The following is a 16087-nucleotide window of genomic DNA, read 5'->3' as shown; positions in this document are numbered from 1 at the left end:
CCGATCAGGAGACGTCCTTATAATCGGGGGGAGATTATAACGATGTCGCGGGCGGAAAGGGCGTACTTGTTGGGTTTTTATTGCAGCGTTTGTCAGGCTGCGAGGGTGCGTTGCTGCCAACGGCGCGTTGCACCGTCGCAAACCCGGGCGCTGGCCGGTAGCGGGTGGCCCAGCCAGGCCAGTCGCGCTTCGCTGACCTGCACCCAGGTGCCGTTGCCCGGCGGTGTGGCGCAGTGCTTGAAGGCCAGGCAGGTGCCATCGCTGTCGAGGCGGGCGTAGGTGGCGTGGCGCGGGCGGTGGAAGAGCAGGGTCCAGAGCGAGGCCATGACGTGGCGTCCTGTGAGTGAGGGCTGGCGCAAGGATAAACGCAGGGGCATGAAACGATTGTGACAAGCGGGCCGGGCGATGGCTGGCGTGTGGCGCGCTAGGTATACTGTGGGCCTTTGCCGCTTTTTCTGGAGAAATGCGCATGTTGCAACGTCTGTTGGTCGGTTTGTTCGCGGTGGCCAGCCTGAGTCTGGCCGGTTGTGCCCACAGCCCGCAGCAACTCAGCCCGCAACCCAAGCTCACCCAGCAATTGGCTCCGGTCGGCCACGGCCAGCCAGTGGTGGTCAGGGTTGTCGACGGGCGCGCCTCGCAGTCGCTCGGCACCCGTGGTGGCATGTACCCCGAGACCAGCACCATCACCGTCAATGGCAATGACGTGGTGCCCAAGCTGCAGGCCCAGGCCGAGGCGGCGGTGCGCCTGCTGGGCTTCACCCCGACGCCGAATGCCGGCAATGCCCCGCAGTTGACCGTGACCCTGGCCGAGCTCAAGTACCAGTCGCCCAAGGACAAGATGTACGTGACCGAGGCGACCATCGGTGCCACCTTCCGCGCTGACGTGTCGAATGCCAACCGTCGCTACAGCGGCCGTTACGGTGCGTCGCTGGACCAGCGCTTCGGCATGGCGCCGAACCAGGAAACCAACACCAAGCTGGTGAGTGACGTGCTCAGTGATGCCCTGACCCGCCTGTTCAAGGACCCGACCGTCGGTCAGGTGCTGGGCGAGTAAGTAGGCCGATCAGGCGGCCTGGACGTGAAAGTCCAGCAGGCTGATGCCAGTGTGCGGGTCGATCTCCGGCAGGTCGTCGTGGGCATGCCCGCCCAGGGCGCAATACACCAGCCACTGACGGTCCTGGACGTTGATCGCGAAGCCGTCGATCAGCGCCTGTTGTTCGTCGCTCTGGGCCACGAGGTAGAGGCGGTCCTGGTTTTCGGCGTGCAGCATGACAAGCTCCGGTCAGTTGAAGGCCGACAGGGTGGCCTGTGTTGATGACGAGCGTGTGACAGATGAAATTAGGGGCTGTACGAAATGTGTCTGCGCGAAGGCCAGACAAGGCGAAACGGGGAGAGGAACGGCCGGGGTCGCGCCCGACTGTACTAGAGTACATGAGCATTCCGAGCCCCGTTTCAACGCAGTATGGGCGAGTGCAGATACATTTCGTACAGAGCCTGGATGACAGCTGGTCGCAAAGTGGCGGTGGTTGAAGTCGGCTTGGGTAGAATGCCGGGCTTTGCCACACGTGATATCGAGGTCGCGTAATGTCGTTGCAAGTGCTCTGGGGCTTCCTGGCCGCTCATCCGGCCAAGCTGATCAATCTGTTGGCGTTGCTGATCACCTGCCCGGGCGGGCTGCTGCTGCATGGCGCCCGACGCCGCGAGGCGCTCGCGAAGGAAAGCCTGGCGATGGATGAAGGTGTGGTGGACGTACTCGAGCAGCGGGTGCCGCGCTATTACTACATCCTCGGTTTCTGCTGCCTGGCGATGGCGTTGCTGCTGTCCTGGTTCAGCACCTGGATCTAAAGGCGTTTCGGTTGCTGCGTGGGAGCGGGCTTGACCCGCGATTGCATATTTTCGGGCGACGCTGTCACCTGAGTTGACACTATCGCGGGGCAAGCCCGCTCCCACGTCTCGTCAGACCGATGCCGGCTGACGCTTCACCTGGTACTGATTGCGCACGGGTGTCGCGTACTGCTGCACCAGGTACGGCTGCTGCTCGACCGGGCAGGCGTCCAGGCGGCGCTGCCACTCTTCCTTGGCCTTGGCCAGTTCATCGGCCGGGAACAGCTTCTCCGCGCTCGGCACTTCGAGTGCCGCATCCTTCTCCGCCCACATCGCATAGGCCAGGTAATGCACCGGGAACAGCCGGTAGCCGCCGAGGATCTGCCGGTCGATTGCCTGCGCCAGCTGCTTGGTGTCCTCGTGGTACTCGGTCACCGGGGGGGCGAAGTTGATGTGAACCCGCCCTTTGTAGCCGGTGATGCCCTGGGCGATGCTGTTGTCGTCCTCGCCGGGGGCCTTCTTGTAGGTGCCGGTGGTGGCGCGGATGTACAGCTCGCGGGCCTTGGCCTGGTCGCAGGGGTCGTACTCGTAGCTGATCGACACGGGGATCAGGTTCAGGCTCTGGATCACCGCGCCGAACGGTTCGTCCTTGCGGCTCATGTGGAACATTTTCAGGATCGCCGAATCGGTGCGGTCGTCACCGTCCTTGGCGCGGCCTTCGGCCTGGGCGATCCAGATCGACGCGCCATCGTTGCGGATCGAGTGGTTGATGTAGGCCGAGAGCAGTTGATAGGCGGCCAGTTTCTCGCGGCGGCCGCTGATCGAACGGTGCACGATGAAACTCTTGTTCAGGCGCATCATGTCGCTGACGAACGGCTTTTGCAGCAGGTTGTCGCCGATGGCGATGCGCGGTGTCGGCAGGCCGGCGTGGTACACCGCGTAGTTGACGAAGGCCGGGTCCATCACGATGTCACGGTGGTTGGCCAGGAACAGGTAGGCGGTACCGGACTTGAGCTGTTCGACGCCGCTGTAGGTGACGCCGTCGGTGGCGCGGTCGATGGTGCGGTCGACGTAGTACTCGACCTTGTCCTGCAGCGTGGATACGCAGGTCACGCCGGCAAATTCCTTGCGCAGGCGCCGGGCGATCAGTGGTTTGAGCAGCCAGCCGAAGGCACCCGCCGCGCGCGGGAAGCGGAAGTGGGTGAGGATATCGAGGAATGCCGGGTCGCTGAGCAGGCGTGCCAGCACGGCAGGGACCTCAGCGTCGTCGTACGGTCGGATGGCATCGAATTCGCCCATCATGCTCTCTTGTTGGAAACGGCTAGGGTAAATAGGTAGGGGCGGGCTCCGAAAAACGGCTCGGACGCACACTGGCCCTGTAAACAGACCGGCAATTATACGCACAAGTCACTCCGGAGGCCGCGATGCTGGAAACTGCGCTCTACGATTGCCCTTATTGTGGCGAGGAGGTTGAAACCACGGTGGACCTGTCCGGCGGCGACCAGGAATACATCGAGGACTGCCAGGTGTGCTGCAAGCCTATCCGCTTCGTGCTGCAAGTGCATGGTGAGGAGTGGATGCTGGATGTCTTTGGCGAGAACGACTGATGCGGCGAATCTATGAACCGGAAAGCCTGCTGGAGGCCCAGGTGCTGGTGGGCATGCTGGCCAGCGAAGGCATCGAGGTGCACCTGGTCGGGCGCGACCTGATGGGCGCCGTGGGCGAGTTGCCGATGCACGGCTTGCTCGGCCTGGCGGTGCCCGACGAGCAGGCCGGGTACGCACGGCAGCTGATCGATGAGTACAATGCCGCCCAGCCGCTTGCCGGTGACGAACCGGAGAGTTATCCCGGAACCCTGATCTGCTAGGTTTTGATTTCGCCCATGTGTGGACGCTACGCCCTGTTTCGCTGGTCCCAGAGCTTCGCCGGTCTGCCGGGCTTCCCCCCGGGCCAGAAGGCCCAATGGAACATCGCGCCCGGCGCCTCGGTCCTGATTCAACGCCAGGTCGACGGCCAGTTGCAGCTGGCCAGTGCTCGCTGGGGGCTGACCCCGGCCTGGCTCACCGACCTTTCCCGTACACCAGCCCAGGCCCGTGCCGAAACCCTCGCCGAGCAGCCGATGTTTCGCGAGCCGCTGCGCCAGCGGCGTTGCCTGATGCCCGCCAACGGCTTCTACGAATGGCGCGGCACGGCGCGCAAGCGCCCGTACTGGGTGACACCGGGGGAGGGTGCATCGCTGTTCTTCGCCGCGGTGTGGGAGGTTTACCCCGTGCAGGAACAAGAGTGGTTGAGTTGTGCGGTGGTGACGCAAGCGGCGATGAACCAGCGTCGGCCGCTGATTCTGGACGAGGCCGAGCAGGCGCTGTGGCTGGATCCCGACACGCCGATGGCGAAGCTGCACGAGTTGCTGGCCAAGCCGCCGACGGCGCTGCGTGAGCGGGCGCTGGCGTATTTCGTCAACGATCCGAAGCTCGATGGGCCGGAGTGCCTGACCCCGGCTTGAGCAAACAGCTTTTCTGGCGGGAGCGGGCTTGCCCCGCGATGGCGGTGGTGAGGCGAGGATCGTATCGCGGGGCAAGCCCGCTCCCACCCCCCCCCCGCCCCTTTTGATACCTACACCCTGAATTGATTGATCAGGCGGCGCTGCTGCTCCGCCAGCTTGGTCAGCTCGGCGCTGGCCTGGCTCGACTCGTCGGCACCGCCCGCCACTTCGCCCGCCACCTGGCCGATGTTGATCACATTGCGGTTGATGTCCTCGGCCACGGCACTCTGCTCCTCGGCGGCACTGGCGATCTGGGTGTTCATGTCGTTGATTACCGACACCGCCTGGGTGATGCTTTCCAGCGCCTCGGCGGCGCGGCTGGCCTGCAGCACGCTGTCGTCGGTCTTGCCCTGGCTGTCCTCCATCACCTTGACCACCTCGCGGGTGCCCTGCTGCAACTGCTGGATCATCTGCTGGATTTCCTCGGTCGCCTGCTGGGTCTTCTGCGCCAGGTTGCGCACTTCGTCGGCGACCACGGCAAAGCCGCGACCCTGCTCGCCGGCGCGAGCGGCCTCGATGGCGGCGTTGAGCGCCAGCAGGTTGGTCTGCTCGGCAATGGCGCGGATGGCCACGAGGATGGCATTGATGTTTTCGCTGTCGCGGGCCAGGTCCTGGACCACGGTGACTGCGCGACCGATCTCGCTGGCCAGGGCGCTGATGGCGCTGGAGGTGTCGCGCACGATTTCCAGGCCCTGGTTGGCCGCGCGGTCGGCCGCGCTGGCAGCATGGGCCGCTTGCGTGGCGTTGCGCGCCACATCCTGGGCGGTCGCGGTCATTTCATGCACGGCGGTGGCTACCTGGTCGATCTCGGCCATCTGCTTGTGCACGCCCTGGTTGGTACGGATGGCGATGTCGGCGGTGTGCTCGGAGGAGTCGCTGACCTTCTGCACCGAGCCCACGACTTGACTGATCATGGCCTGCAGTTTGGCCAGGAAGGTATTGAAGCCCTTGGCGATGGCGCCCAGTTCGTCGGCCCGGTCGCTGTGCAGGCGGCGGGTCAGGTCGCCTTCGCCCTGGGCGATGTCGTCGAGCATCGCCACCATCTGCCTGAGCGGGCGGGCGAAGCCCAGGGCCAGCAGCCAGATCACCAGCAGGCCAAGGGCGGCGATGCCGAGGCCGACGAGGGTCATGCCGGTGATATCGGTACGACGCTGTTCGGCCAGGTCCTGCTGCAGTTGGTTGACTTCGGCCATCACGGCGCTCAGCGGCAGTTCCAGCAGCAGTGTCCAGCGCGCATCGGTGTTGGCGACCTTGAACGGCAGGTACAGCTCGATGCGATCCTTGCCGGCGTCCACTTCGTAGTGCAGGGTTTCGCCGCTCAGGTTCTTGAGGGTGCCGGCTTCGTCGCTGTCCAGCACATCGCTGGCCTTCTCGCCGAATTTCGCCGGGTCACGGGTATAGGCCACCAGGCGGCCGTTGCTGGAAACCAGCGCCAGCTCCCCGGCGCCGTCGTACAGCTGGCGATCGGCGGCATTGAGCAGGTCCTGGATGAAGTTCACCGACAGGTCGGCGCCGGCCATGCCCTGGAACTGGCCATCGACCATGATCGGTTCGACGAACGACGCCAGCATGACCATCTTGTCGCCCACTTTATAAGGCGCGGGGTCGATCACGCAGGCCTTCTTCGACTCCTTGGGGCACAGGTAGTACTCGCTGGCGCGCACGCCGGTGGCGAGCACTGTGCGGTCGTCGACATCGGCCAGCTTGTCCTGGCCAAGGCTGCCATCACCATTGCGGAACCACCAGGGCAGGAAGCGGCCGTTGGCGCTGTCGATACCCACCAGGCTACTGCCGACGTAGCGGGCATCGGCATGGTCGAGGGCGTTGGGCTCCCAGCCAAGGTAAGCGCCGAGCACGCTTGGGTTGACCTCCACGGTGCGCTTGAGCTGGTTGATCAGGTGCTCGCGGTCGACCCGCATCAGCGGTTGTCCGTCGCTTGCCTGCATGCCGAGCATGGCGTTGCCGGTGGCCAGGCTGCGGGCGATCGACAGCGGGGCTTCGAGGCCGCGCTGGATTTCGCTGACCTGGGTGCGTGCCAGGGCGGTGAGGCGCTGCTCGATAACGTTCTCGAACTGTTGCTGGGTGCGCTGTTGCACCAGCGCCTGGGTGCGTTGCCCGGAGTAGACGGCGTACAGCACCAGGGCCGCGACAATGCTCAGCACGATGGCACCGGCCAGGGCGGCCACGGAAAACTGGATCGACTTGAACTTCATGGCAAAGCTCCGCGCGCAAGGAGGTTGTTACCGAGTGTTATCGGCGGGCTAATACCAAAGCATGAGGACCTTGTCAGAAATCTTACCCGCGGCTCTGGCAGGGGCGGGCGTCTGGGCCTAGGATACGCGGCACGTAAAAAGGGAGTGTTTTCATGCGTAAGTCATTCGTTGTCAGCATGCTGACGGTCGGCGTCCTGCTTGGCGGCTGTCAGGCGGTCAATACCACTAGTGGTGGTGCCGTGGGCGTGCAACGCCAGCAATACATGTTCAGCATGCTTTCGACCGATGAGGTCAACAAGATGTACGCCCAGTCCTACCAGCAGACCCTCGGCGAGGCGTCGAGCAAGGGCGTGCTGGACAAGAGCAGCAATGATGCCAAGCGCGTGCAGGCCATCGCCAAGCGCCTGATCGCCCAGGCACCGCAGTTCCGGCCGGATGCCGCGCAGTGGAACTGGGAAGTCAACGTGATCAAGAGCGACGAGCTCAATGCCAACTGCGGCCCAGGCGGCAAGATCATCGTCTATACCGGGCTGATCGATCAGCTCCAGCTGACCGATGCCGAGATCGCCGCGGTGGTGGGGCATGAAATCGCTCATGCCCTGCGCGAGCACAGCCGTGAAGCGATGTCCAAGGCCTACGGCGTGGAAATGGCCCGCCAGGGCGCCGGCGCGATCTTTGGCCTGGGGCAGGACAGCATGGCCATGGCCGACACCGTGGTGAACTACGCCATGACCCTGCCCAACAGCCGTGCCAACGAGAACGAAGCCGACCTGATCGGCCTAGAACTGTCGGCCCGTGCCGGCTATGACCCGAACGCCGCGATCACCCTGTGGAACAAGATGAGCAAGGCGTCCGAAGGCGCGCCGCCAGAGTTCATGAGCACCCACCCGGCTTCGAGCAGCCGTATCGCTTCGTTGCAGGCGGCGATTCCGAAGGTGATGCCGCTGTATCAGGCGGCCAAGAAGTAAAAGCAGCTGCAAGCTACAAGCTTCAAGCGGCAAGTAAGGATGCACCTGCTCTTTCTTGCCGCTTGTAACTTGCCACTTGCCGCTGCTTCACCCTATCCAGCCACTGGTCTTCATCGCCGAATACACCGCGACGATGGCCAGCACCACGAACGCGGTCGCCGCCAGGCGACGGATCAGCGTCAGCGGCAGTTTCTCCGCCGCGAAGTTGCCCGCCAGCACCACCGGCACGTTGGCGATCAGCATGCCCAGGGTGGTGCCGATGATCACCATGATCAGGTGCGGATACTGGGCGGCCAGCATCACCGTGGCCACTTGGGTCTTGTCGCCGATTTCCGCCAGGAAGAACGCGATCAGCGTGGTCACGAATGGCCCGAACCGTCGTGCGTTGCTGGATTCTTCATCGTCCATCTTGTCCGGTACCAGGGTCCACAGCGCGGTGGCGGTGAAGCTGGCGGCGAGGATCCAGTGCAGCACCGACTCGGTAAAGAAGCTGCTGACCCAGGCGCCGACCGCGCCAGCGGCGGCATGGTTGGCCAGCGTCGCGGCGACGATCCCGGCAATGATCGGCCAGGGCTTGCGGAAACGGGCGGCGAGGATGAGCGCGAGCAATTGCGTCTTGTCGCCGATTTCGGCAAGCGCGACGATCGCGGTAGGGACGAGCAATGATTCCAGCATCAGGATTCCTACGGGGGCGGGTCGACACGGCTATGACACGTACGACCTCCCCGCCCCGGGTAAGGTGTGCGTGTCATAGGTCTTGTCAAACCCTGGACCTGTCTGCGCAGATCGTGGGTCGCACGCGCCATGGCCTGTGGGCCAAGTGTGTTGACGCGTACCGGGCGAGCAGGGTGCTCGCGGGAGACTACTCCCCTAGGACGGAGCGGATTCTGCCTAGGCGAATCGCTTTCGGCAAGCCCTGTTTTTATCCATGTGTTGCGCGGTAGATGCGAAAACCTTGTGCTTCGGCACGGATCTCACAGTTTCCCAGGGCGCCTTCGATGAGCGGCTGGTAACGCAGGAAGCTGTTGGCTACCAAACGGATTTCCCCACTTTTTCGCAGATGTTCCCTGGATTTTTTCAGCAGGTTCTCCGAGGCGTGATAGTCGGTGTGTACACCGGTATGGAACGGCGGATTGCTCAGGATAACGTCCAGGCCGCGGGGAGCGGCATCGATCCCGTCACCGCTGATCACCTCGCCTTCCAGGCCGTTGGCGGCCAGGGTCAGCCGACTGGCCGCGACCGCGAAGGCGTCGACATCGAGCAAGGTGACCTGGCTCTGCGGATAGCGACGCTTGATCGTGGCGCCGAGCACCCCGGCACCACAGCCGAAGTCCAGGACATGGCCGCTCGGCAGGCCGTCGAGGTGTTCCAGGAGCAGCGCGGTGCCTTTGTCCAGGCGCCCGTGGCTGAACACGCCGGGCAGGCTGATCACCTGCAGCGGGCCATCTTCGAGGGGCAGTTCAAAGCGTTCGGCCAGGCTTTCCAGAGGCTTGGCCTCGGGCGCGTTGTCCACGGTCACCTGCCATAGCTGGCAGTGGCGGGCGCTGTCGAGCTTGCGCGGCCTGCCGAAGGCCTGCAATTGCTTGGCCGCGCCTTCGACGCCGCCGCGTTTCTCCCCCACCAGGTACAGCGTGCGACCGGCAAGGCGCGAGGCCAGGGCGTTGAGCAGGTAGGCCGCCAGCTCGCGAGACTTGGGCAGGAACAGCACGGCGGCGTCGAAGGCTACCTCGGGCACCTCGACACCGTAATGGCTGCGCCCGGCGAAGCGGCTCTCGAGCACGGCCTGGTCGCCGGCATGCCAGGTCCAGCCGTGGGCCCCGGGCAACTGGCCGAGCAGGCCATCGGCCTGGGCGCCAGCGACCAGCAGTGGGCCTTGGAACAGCTCTGCCTGGCGGAGCAACACTTCACTGCGCGGGTCCATGGACGACGCCTCCTGAAAAAGTGGCGCAGTGTACCAGAGGCGGGTCAGCCGACCACGCGTCGCGGCTGACCGGCGAAGTAGGCCTGGGCGTTCTCGGCCAGCTGGCCGACGATGCGCTGGCGCGACTCTACCGCGCCCCAGGCGCTGTGCGGGGTGATGATCAGGCGGGGAATGTCCGCCGCCAGCAGTGGGTTGCCGTTGACCGGCGGTTCGACGCTCAGCACATCGGTAGCTGCGCCACCCAGGTGGCCGCCGCGCAGCGCGTCGGCCAGGGCCTGCTCGTCGATCAACCCGCCGCGGGCGGTGTTGACCACCAGTGCGCCGGGCTTGAGCAGCGCCAGCTCGCGGGCACCGATCATGTGCCGGGTCTGCTCGTTGAGCGGGCAGTGCAGGGTCAGGGCATCGACCTGCGGCAGCAGCTCATGCAGTGGCAGGCGGTCGGCCCGGGGCGGGCGGCCGGGGATCTGCCCGCTCAGCACGCGCATGCCGAAGGCCTCGGCCAGGCGCGCCACCGCGCCGCCCAGTTCGCCGTGGCCAAGCAGGCCAAGGGTCTTGCCCTCCAGCTCGACGATGGGGAAGTCCAGCAGGCAGAACTGGCTGGCCTTGGCCCATTGCCCGGCCTTCACCGCCTGGTCGTAGTCGCACAGGCGCGTGGCCAGGGCCAGCAGCAGGGCCAGGGTGTGCTGGGCCACCGACGGCGTGCCGTAGCCCTGGCAGTTGCTCACGGTGACGCCCTGGGCACGGGCGGCAGCCAGGTCGACATTGTTGGTACCGGTGGCGGCCACCAGGATCAGTTTGAGTTGCGGGTTGGCGGCGAGCGTGGCGGCATCGAGCATCACTTTGTTGCTGATGACGGCCACGGCACCGTGCAGGCGTTCGGCGACCTGCTCCGGGCGGGTCGTGGCATGCAGTTGCAACGTGTCGAACTGGGCACGCAAGGGCGCAAGGTCGAGGTCACCCAGGTCCAGTGACTGGTGATCGAGAAACACGGCGCGACGTGGGCTGGACATCAGGGGCTCCGGTGGCAGGGCGGGATGGGGTTGGCGCAGTGTCCGGCCCGGCGCCGTCGCTCGTCAACGGTCGCGCCTGCGCTCATACCTGCGGGACATAAATCATTCCTTCGGCTGATTTGACCGATGCGTCACCGAACTACAGTTGTTGCCTGAACTGTCCTGCCCGCTTTGAAGAAAAAGGGATACCCATGTTGCAGACGCGCATCATCAAGCCCGCCGAGGGCGCCTACCAGTACCCACTGCTGATCAAGCGCCTGCTGATGTCCGGCAGCCGCTACGAAAAGACCCGCGAGATCGTCTACCGCGACCAGCTCCGTCTCACCTACCCGCAACTGAACGAGCGCATCGCCCGCCTCGCCAACGTGCTGACCGAGGCTGGGGTGAAGGCCGGCGACACCGTGGCGGTGATGGACTGGGACAGCCACCGCTATCTGGAATGCATGTTCGCCATCCCGATGATCGGCGCCGTGGTGCACACCATCAACGTGCGCCTGTCGCCGGAGCAGATCCTCTACACCATGAACCACGCCGAAGACCGGTTCGTGCTGGTCAACAGTGATTTCATCGGCCTCTACCAGGCCATCGCCGGGCAACTGACCACGGTGCAAGGTACCGTGTTGCTGACCGATGGGCCGGACAAGTCTGCCGACCTGCCGGGCCTGCAAGGCGAGTACGAGCAGTTGCTGGCCGCGGCCAGCCCGCACTATGACTTCCCCGATTTCGATGAAAACTCGGTGGCCACCACCTTCTATACCACCGGCACCACGGGTAACCCCAAGGGGGTGTATTTCACCCATCGGCAGCTGGTGCTGCACACGCTGGCCGAAACCGCGGTACTCGGCAGCCTGGACAGCGTGAGGCTGCTGAGCAGCAACGATGTCTACATGCCGATCACGCCGATGTTCCATGTGCACGCCTGGGGCATCCCCTACGCGGCGACCATGATGGGCATCAAGCAGGTCTACCCGGGGCGCTATGAGCCGGACATGCTGATCAGGCTGTGGCGTGAGGAGAAGGTGACCTTCTCCCACTGCGTGCCGACCATCCTGCAGATGCTGCTCAACTGCCCGTCGGCAGCCGGCCAGGATTTCGGTGGCTGGAAGATCATCATCGGCGGCAGCGCGCTCAACCGCGCGCTGTATCAGGCTGCACTGGCCCGGGGTATCCAGCTCACCGCCGCCTACGGCATGTCCGAAACCTGCCCGCTGATCAGTGCCGCGCACCTGAACGACGAGCTGCAGGCCGGAAGCGAGGATGAGCGTACCAGCTACCGGATCAAGGCCGGGGTGCCGGTGCCATTGGTCGAGGCCGCCATCGTCGATGGCAATGGCAATTTCCTGCCTGCCGATGGCGAAACCCAGGGCGAACTGGTGCTGCGCGCGCCCTGGTTGACCATGGGTTATTTCCGCGAGCCGGAGAAGGGCGAGGAACTCTGGCAGGGTGGCTGGCTCCACACCGGCGATGTCGCCACGCTCGATGGCATGGGTTTCATCGATATTCGCGACCGCATCAAGGACGTGATCAAGACCGGTGGCGAGTGGATTTCTTCGCTCGACCTGGAAGACCTGATCAGTCGCCACCCTGCAGTACGAGAAGTGGCTGTTGTGGGCGTGCCTGACCCGCAGTGGGGGGAGCGCCCGTTTGCGCTGCTGGTGGTGCGCGAGGGGCAGAGCATCGAGGCGCGTGCGCTCAAGGAACATCTGAAGCCTTTCGTGGAGCAGGGACACATCAACAAGTGGGCGATTCCCAGCCAGATCGCCCTTGTTACTGAAATTCCCAAGACCAGCGTCGGCAAGCTCGACAAGAAGCGCATCCGCGTGGACATCAGCCAGTGGCAGGCCAGTAACAGCGCTTTCCTTTCCACCCTGTAACCCGGGCTCGGGTCGCGCTTTCTCAAGCGCGCCCCCGCAAGCTAGACAGGATGACGCCTTGTCAAACGATAGAATTGAGCCATGCTTGAGCACTGCCAGCGCGCAGGCCGGCCGATCAGGGTGGGCTGCCAGCAGGACGCGCAAATCACACTTTAGAGGGATCAAGCACCTGTGACCGCTGGCTATAGTCGGGTCAGGGGATTTTCAGGAATGGGGGAGGGCGCCGCACGGCAACGCGCGGCGTCACGGGCAGGAGCCTGCTTCACCAGGCGCTCGAGCCGTTTCTGAAAGGACTCACTGCCATAACAAAAAAGTACATGGAGTAGCGTCGATGACATCTGCAAACCCGTTCTGGCGCCGGGCGAAACTGCCCCTGGCCGTCAGCCTCGCTTCTACGCTCGCAAGTCCTGCTTTCGCGGTCAGCTTCAACATCGGTGAAATCGAAGGCCAGTTCGACTCGTCGCTCTCCGTTGGCGCCAGCTGGTCGACGGCCAATCCCAACAAGAACCTCATCGGGGCCAACAACGGCGGCCGGGGGCTGTCGCAGACCTCCGACGATGGCCACCTGAACTTCAAGAAAGGCGAGACGTTCTCGAAGATCTTCAAGGGTATCCACGACCTGGAGCTCAAGTACGGCGATACGGGCGTGTTCGTCCGTGGCAAGTACTGGTACGACTTCGAGCTCAAGGATGAAAACCGCCAGTTCAAGGACATCAGTGATTCGAACCGCAAGGAGGGCGCCAAGTCTTCGGGCGCGGAACTGCTCGACGCTTTCGTCTACCACAACTACAGCATCGGCGACCTGCCCGGCAACGTACGCTTGGGCAAGCAGGTGGTGAGCTGGGGTGAGAGTACCTTCATCGGCGGCGGTATCAACGCCATCAACCCCATCGACGTGTCGGCGTTCCGCCGTCCTGGCGCGGAGATCAAGGAAGGCCTGATCCCCGTCAACATGTTCTACGTGTCGCAGAGCGTGACCGACAACCTCACCGCCGAGGGCTTCTACCAGATCGAGTGGGACCAGACCGTCGTCGACAACTGCGGTACCTTCTTCTCCCAGCCTGACGTGATCGCCGACGGTTGCAACAACAACCTGGCGGTGTTGGCCAAGCAGGCCAACGTGTCAAGGGCCCTGGCCGCACAGATCGGCCCGTTTGCCGGGCCTGCCATGAATGCATTGACCGGGCAGGGCGTGTCCTGGGGCTCGCCGGACGAAGGCGTGATTGTGCGCCGCGGCCCCGACCGTGATGCCCGTGACAGCGGCCAGTTCGGTGTGGCCCTGCGCTACATGTACGAGCCGCTGAACACCGAGTTTGGTGGCTACTTCATGAACTACCACAGCCGGGCGCCCATCTTCAGCGGCCGCGGCGCCGCCGCCGGCTTCTACAACCCGGCCAACTTGGCTGGGGCACTGGTCAGGGCAGGTGTTCCGGGGGCCGCCGCCACCAACCCGGCCCTGCTCCAGGCCCTGATGCCGTTGTACGTGGCGGGTAACTCCAGCTACTACGTCGAGTACCCGGAAGACATCCGCCTCTACGGCCTGAGCTTCTCCACCACCTTGCCCACCGGCACGGCCTGGAGCGGTGAGATCAGCTACCGGCCGAATGCGCCGGTGCAGTTGAACACCACCGACATCCTCTATTCAGGGCTGACGCCGCTGGACCCCAATGCATCCGTCCTCAAGGGCACGCCGGACGCCGACCAGCCAGGTTATCGCCGCAAGGAAATCACCCAGCTGCAAACCACGTTCACCCACTTCTTCGATCAAGTCATGGGCGCTGAGCGTCTGACCATGGTCGGCGAGGTCGGCTGGACTCACGTCGGTGGTCTGGAAAGCACCTCCAAGGCCCGCTATGGTCGCGACCCAGTCTATGGTCCAGGCCCGCTGCCCAACGGTCGCTGCCAGAGCCTCAACGCCACCACGCTGGCGGGTGTCGAGCAGAACAACCTGTCGCGCTACTGCGAGAACGACGGCTTCACCACCTCCGACTCCTGGGGTTATCGCGTTCGTGCCATCTGGGACTACAACAACGTCTTCGCCGGCGTGAACCTGCGCCCGAGCGTGGCCTGGTCCCACGACGTCGACGGCTACTCCCCGGGCCCTGGCGGCAACTTCGAGGAAGGGCGCAAGGCCGTCAGCCTGGGCCTGGACGCCGAGTACCAGAACACCTACACGGCGAGCCTGTCGTACACCAACTTCTTCGATGGCAAGTACACCACCGTGGATGACCGCGACTTCGTCGCCCTCAGCTTCGGCGTGAACTTCTAAGAACATTGATCCAGGACGACAAAGAATGAAAATGACCACACGTCTGCTGCAAGCCGGTGTACTGGGCATGTCCCTGCTGGCAACCAGCGTCATGGCTGCGGTTTCCGCTGACGAGGCCGCCAAGCTGGGCGCGTCGCTCACCCCGATGGGGGCCGAGAAGTCCGGTAACGCCGATGGTTCCATCGGCCCGTGGGAGCCGCTGTCCAAGAGTGCCGGCAGTGCCGACGCCAAGGGCTTCCTCTCCGACCCTTACGCCAGCGAAAAACCGCTGTTCACCATCACCGCGCAGAACGTCGACCAGTACAAGGACAAGCTTTCGCCTGGCCAGGTGGCGATGTTCAAGCGCTACCCGGATAGCTACAAGATTCCGGTGTACAAGACCCACCGCAGTTCCACGGTGCCGGACGATGTCTTCGCCGCGATCAAGGAAAACGCCACCAAGACCACCCTGGTCGCCGGTGGCAACGGCCTGGAGAACTTCAAGACAGCCGTGCCGTTCCCGATTCCCAAGGATGGCCTGGAGGTGATCTGGAACCACATCACCCGCTACCGTGGCGGCAGCGTGACTCGCTTGGTCACCCAGGCCACCCCGCAGCAGAACGGCTCCTACAGCCTGGTGTACTTCCAGGACCAGTTCGTCTTCCGCGACAAGATGAAGGACTACGATCCGGCCAACCCCGGTAACATCCTGTTCTACTTCAAGCAGGAAGTGACCGCTCCGGCACGTCTGGCCGGGACCGTGCTGCTGGTCCACGAAACCCTCGACCAGGTCAAGGAGCCGCGCAAGGCGTGGATCTACAACGCCGGCCAGCGCCGCGTGCGCCAGGCGCCGCAAGTGTCCTACGACGGTCCGGGTACCGCCGCCGACGGCCTGCGTACTTCCGATAACCTGGACATGTACAACGGTGCGCCAGACCGTTACGACTGGAAGCTCGAAGGCAAGAAGGAGATGTATATCGCCTCCAACGCCTACAAGCTGGACGATCCGAAGCTCAAGTATGCCGACATCATCAAGGCCGGGCATATCAACCAGGACCTGTCGCGCTATGAGCTGCGTCGCGTCTGGCACGTGGTTGCCACGCTCAAGCCAGGTCAGCGCCATATCTATGCCAAGCGTGACTTCTATATCGACGAGGACACCTGGCAGGCTGCGGTGATCGACCAGTATGACGGCCGCAACCAGTTGTGGCGTGTTTCCGAGGCCCACGCCCAGCCGTACTACAACGTGCAGGTGCCGTGGTACACCCTGGAAGCCATCTACGACCTGCAATCGGGTCGCTACCTGGCGCTGGGCATGAAGAACGAAGAGAAAAGTGCCTACAACTTCGGCTTCAGCGCCAGCAAGGCCGAGTTCCAGCCGGCTGCCCTGCGTCAGTCAGGTGTCCGTTGAGCCATTAAGTGCAACCTCCGTTTGATCTCCCAGAACGCCCCGGCTTGCCGGGGCGTTTCTGTTTCCGCGAGGGAGA

16 protein-coding genes, 1 pseudogene and 1 riboswitch are annotated in these 16087 nt (G+C 64.1%); of the genes and pseudogenes, 9 read left to right on the top strand and 8 right to left on the bottom strand.

The genetic code is table 11. The features are described from left to right. Positions 1-92: 92 nt before the first annotated feature. Positions 93-326, bottom strand: coding sequence for a hypothetical protein (locus LOY42_RS22490; RefSeq protein ID WP_139668614.1), 234 nt, complete (start codon positions 324-326; stop codon positions 93-95). A 143-nt stretch (positions 327-469) separates the two neighbouring features. Here LOY42_RS22490 and LOY42_RS22485 point away from each other — a divergent pair, with 143 nt between their 5' ends. Beyond that, entirely contained in the window at positions 470-1054 is a 585-nt protein-coding gene (locus LOY42_RS22485; RefSeq protein WP_023630961.1) for a YajG family lipoprotein, read from the top strand. A 9-nt stretch (positions 1055-1063) separates the two neighbouring features. Here LOY42_RS22485 and LOY42_RS22480 read toward each other — a convergent pair whose 3' ends face one another. Further along, positions 1064-1270 (bottom strand): hypothetical protein, encoded by a 207-nt coding sequence (locus LOY42_RS22480; RefSeq protein ID WP_046857121.1) that lies wholly within the window; start codon positions 1268-1270, stop codon positions 1064-1066. Between the two features lie 314 nt (positions 1271-1584). On the opposite strand from LOY42_RS22480, the gene LOY42_RS22475 reads away from it, so the two are divergent. Next, positions 1585-1845 (top strand): hypothetical protein, encoded by a 261-nt coding sequence (locus LOY42_RS22475; RefSeq protein ID WP_139668615.1) that lies wholly within the window; start codon positions 1585-1587, stop codon positions 1843-1845. A 111-nt stretch (positions 1846-1956) separates the two neighbouring features. Here the strand turns inward: LOY42_RS22475 and LOY42_RS22470 are convergent, their stop codons facing one another. Next, on the bottom strand, positions 1957-3123 hold the full coding sequence (locus LOY42_RS22470) for a 1-acyl-sn-glycerol-3-phosphate acyltransferase (RefSeq protein ID WP_110703086.1): 1167 nt from the start codon (positions 3121-3123) through the stop codon (positions 1957-1959). A gap of 125 nt (positions 3124-3248) precedes the next feature. Between LOY42_RS22470 and LOY42_RS22465 the strand changes: the two genes are divergently transcribed. Genes LOY42_RS22465 through LOY42_RS22455 form a run of 3 tightly spaced genes read left to right on the top strand, consistent with a single transcriptional unit; the run spans position 3249 to position 4327 of the window. Next, positions 3249-3431 (top strand): CPXCG motif-containing cysteine-rich protein, encoded by a 183-nt coding sequence (locus tag LOY42_RS22465; RefSeq protein ID WP_139668617.1) that lies wholly within the window; start codon positions 3249-3251, stop codon positions 3429-3431. After that, positions 3431-3691 (top strand): putative signal transducing protein, encoded by a 261-nt coding sequence (locus tag LOY42_RS22460; RefSeq protein ID WP_023630964.1) that lies wholly within the window; start codon positions 3431-3433, stop codon positions 3689-3691. Before LOY42_RS22465 ends, LOY42_RS22460 begins: the two co-directional genes overlap by 1 nt. Positions 3692-3706: 15 nt before the next feature. Continuing rightward, positions 3707-4327 carry an SOS response-associated peptidase gene (locus tag LOY42_RS22455; protein ID WP_110703091.1) on the top strand — a complete coding sequence of 207 codons (621 nt, stop codon included), beginning with the start codon at positions 3707-3709 and terminating at the stop codon, positions 4325-4327. Between the two features lie 110 nt (positions 4328-4437). On the opposite strand, the gene LOY42_RS26750 is transcribed toward LOY42_RS22455, so the two are convergent. Together LOY42_RS26750 and LOY42_RS26745 are read right to left on the bottom strand one after the other, a co-directional pair. Beyond that, positions 4438-5142: a methyl-accepting chemotaxis protein gene (locus LOY42_RS26750; protein ID WP_408981090.1), complete on the bottom strand. Its 705-nt coding sequence runs from the start codon at positions 5140-5142 to the stop codon at positions 4438-4440. Between the two features lie 198 nt (positions 5143-5340). Further along, a pseudogene (locus tag LOY42_RS26745) lies at positions 5341-5400 on the bottom strand (hypothetical protein); the annotation flags it as partial. Positions 5401-6731: 1331 nt separating this feature from the next. Here LOY42_RS26745 and LOY42_RS22445 point away from each other — a divergent pair. Continuing rightward, entirely contained in the window at positions 6732-7547 is an 816-nt protein-coding gene (locus LOY42_RS22445) for a M48 family metallopeptidase (RefSeq protein ID WP_023631454.1), read from the top strand. A gap of 87 nt (positions 7548-7634) precedes the next feature. Here LOY42_RS22445 and LOY42_RS22440 read toward each other — a convergent pair whose 3' ends face one another. The 3 genes from LOY42_RS22440 to LOY42_RS22430 form a co-directional block, all read right to left on the bottom strand. After that, positions 7635-8219: a TMEM165/GDT1 family protein gene (locus LOY42_RS22440; protein ID WP_177485989.1), complete on the bottom strand. Its 585-nt coding sequence runs from the start codon at positions 8217-8219 to the stop codon at positions 7635-7637. Between the two features lie 91 nt (positions 8220-8310). Further along, positions 8311-8430: riboswitch (yybP-ykoY riboswitch) on the bottom strand. Between the two features lie 39 nt (positions 8431-8469). Further along, positions 8470-9468 (bottom strand): class I SAM-dependent methyltransferase, encoded by a 999-nt coding sequence (locus tag LOY42_RS22435; protein WP_258599346.1) that lies wholly within the window; start codon positions 9466-9468, stop codon positions 8470-8472. A 44-nt stretch (positions 9469-9512) separates the two neighbouring features. Next, positions 9513-10478, bottom strand: coding sequence for a 2-hydroxyacid dehydrogenase (locus LOY42_RS22430; protein ID WP_139668625.1), 966 nt, complete (start codon positions 10476-10478; stop codon positions 9513-9515). A 191-nt stretch (positions 10479-10669) separates the two neighbouring features. On the opposite strand from LOY42_RS22430, the gene LOY42_RS22425 reads away from it, so the two are divergent. The 3 genes from LOY42_RS22425 (at position 10670) to LOY42_RS22415 (ending at position 16011) form a co-directional block, all read left to right on the top strand. Beyond that, positions 10670-12352, top strand: coding sequence for a fatty acid--CoA ligase (locus LOY42_RS22425; protein ID WP_110700664.1), 1683 nt, complete (start codon positions 10670-10672; stop codon positions 12350-12352). A 331-nt stretch (positions 12353-12683) separates the two neighbouring features. Beyond that, complete coding sequence (locus tag LOY42_RS22420; protein WP_139668626.1) at positions 12684-14621, top strand: DUF1302 domain-containing protein; 1938 nt, start codon at positions 12684-12686, stop codon at positions 14619-14621. A gap of 25 nt (positions 14622-14646) precedes the next feature. Beyond that, complete coding sequence (locus LOY42_RS22415; RefSeq protein WP_198755196.1) at positions 14647-16011, top strand: DUF1329 domain-containing protein; 1365 nt, start codon at positions 14647-14649, stop codon at positions 16009-16011. Positions 16012-16087 lie beyond the last annotated feature (76 nt).

It is taken from the genome of Pseudomonas sp. B21-023 (assembly GCF_024749165.1).
GTDB lineage: Bacteria > Pseudomonadota > Gammaproteobacteria > Pseudomonadales > Pseudomonadaceae > Aquipseudomonas.
The sequence above is the reverse complement of the archived record's forward strand: the minus strand, read 5'-3'. Positions and strand labels throughout refer to the sequence as shown.